General features: G+C 43.5%; 1 protein-coding gene. It reads left to right on the top strand.

All coding sequences use genetic code 11. The annotated features are described in order from the left end of the window. Window positions 1–234: 234 nt before the first annotated feature. Window positions 235–2263: surface-anchored 5'-nucleotidase (locus tag HMPREF2918_RS09670; RefSeq protein WP_083307819.1), on the top strand; the 2029-nt coding region annotated here is incomplete at its 3' end.

The following is a 2263-nucleotide window of genomic DNA, read 5'->3' as shown; positions in this document are numbered from 1 at the left end:
AGGCTAGGACTTTTGTCCCAGCCTCTTTTGTGAGGAACAGCAAGTAACAAAAGGAAGATACTGGAAATAGATGTTCGGAAATCAAGCGCTTTCCAATAAAATTGTAAGAGTTTCTAGGAAAATATTGAAGTAAAACCGAAAAAATAGTAAAATGGAAGAGCTGATTGCAGCAAATCAACTGTTCTGCGTTCTCCTTTTTGGAGAAGTGTCCTACATTAGAAAATGGAGTATTCTATGAAGAAAAAAATTATCTTGAAAAGCAGTATCTTAGCGGTCGCTGCGGGTCTTAGTGTTTTTGCGATCAATAGCGTTTTTGCAGACGAATTGCCCGTGCAGTTCATGGGCGTCAATGACTTCCACGGTGCCTTGGAACAAACAGGGACAGCTCGTTTAGAAGGCGAAACTGTGAAAAATGCAGGAACAGCCCCACTTTTGGCAACCTACTTGAACGATTCGCAAAAAGACTTTGAAACGGAGAATGCAGGAACGCCTAATGCCAGCATCCGTGTGCAAGCGGGAGATATGGTCGGCGCTAGTCCAGCCAACTCTGCCCTCCTTCAAGATGAACCAACTGTAAAAGTCTTCAATGAAATGAACTTTGAATACGGAACCCTTGGAAATCACGAGTTTGACGAAGGACTTGGTGAATTCAACCGGATCATGAAGGGAGAAGCCCCAACACCTGGTCAATTCAATAAGATCGTCGATGAATATCCTCATGAAGCTTCTAAACAAGAAGTCGTGATTGCCAACTTGGTCGACAAGGATACCAACAAAATCCCATTTGACTGGAAACCTTATACCATCAAAGAAATCCCAGTCAATGACAAGACCGTTAAGGTCGGATTTATCGGGGTTGTTACGACAGAATTTCCAAATCTTGTTTTGCGTAAAAATCATGAACAATACCGTGTTTTGGATGAAGCAGAATCGATTGCCAAATATGCGCGTGAATTAAATGACCAAGGTGTGCATGCTATCGCTGTCTTGGCCCACGTTGCTGCCACTAGTAAGAATGGTGTAGCAGAAGGTCCTGCTGCAGACATGATCAAAAAATTAAATCAAATCTATCCTGAAAACTCAGTGGATATCGTCTTTGCAGGTCATAACCACCAATATACAAACGGGATGGTTGGAAATACCTTGATCGTTCAAGGTACGTCTCAAGGGAAAGCCTACTCGGATGTCCGTGGAGTCCTAGATACAGATACAGCTGACTTTGTTAAAGCTCCAACTGCTAAAATTATTGCAGTAGATCCATCTAAAGGCAAAGCAAAAGATGCCAAGGTTCAAGCGATCATCGATGATGCCAATGCGACGGTTAAAAAAGTAACAGAAGCAAAAATCGGTACAGCAGAGAAAGCTGAAAATATTACTCGTGAGTTGAATGCGCAAAAAGAAAGTGCTGTTGGAGATTTGGTCACAGCAGCGCAACTAGATATTGCCAAAAAATCAGGTTATCCAGATGTTGACTTTGCTTTCACCAATAATGGAGGAATCCGTGCAGACCTCGTGGTGAAACCAGACGGAACAGTAACTTGGGGTGCCGCTCAAGCGGTGCAACCATTTGGAAATATCCTTCAAGTAGTAGAAATCACTGGGGACCAAATCTACAAAGCTTTGGATCAACAATATGATGAGAAAGAGCTTTACTTCTTGCAAATGGCAGGGATCAAGTACACCTATACGAAACCAGCCGATGCAACAGAAGAAAATCCATATAAGGTTGTGAAAGCTTACAAGGCAGATGGAACTGAAATTGATCGCAACAAAACCTACAAGGCGATTATCAACGACTTCTTGTATGGTGGCGGAGATGGCTTCTCAGTCTTCCGCGATACAAAATTGATCGGTGCGATTAATCCAGATACGGAAGTCTTTATCCAGTACATCGAAGATGTGAATAAGGCAGGGAAGAAATTATCTGCTTCAATCTTGGGCAACAAGACATTTGTGGAAAAAGTGGAAGAAGAAACGCCTACTCCAGAACCACAACCAACCCCTCAACCAACTCCAGAACCACAACCACAGCCAGCGCCAGTTGATCCAGTAAGTCCAGTTCATCCCGTAGCTCCAGTTACTCCAGTAACTCCGGCTACCCCAACTCCTCAACCTGAAACCCCAGTAACTCCAGCGCAACCAGCTGCAAGCGAAACAAAAGAAGTGGCAACAAACAAACCAGTTGCTGTCACTTATCATACGGGTGGACAAACAGAAGTAGCTGCTACACCAGCAACTGGTCTTCCAAAAACAGGTCAAGATG

This window comes from Streptococcus sp. HMSC065C01 (assembly GCF_001813525.1).
GTDB lineage: Bacteria > Bacillota > Bacilli > Lactobacillales > Streptococcaceae > Streptococcus > Streptococcus parasanguinis_V.
Note: the sequence above shows the minus strand (reverse complement) of the source record. Positions and strands in the feature narration are given on the sequence as shown.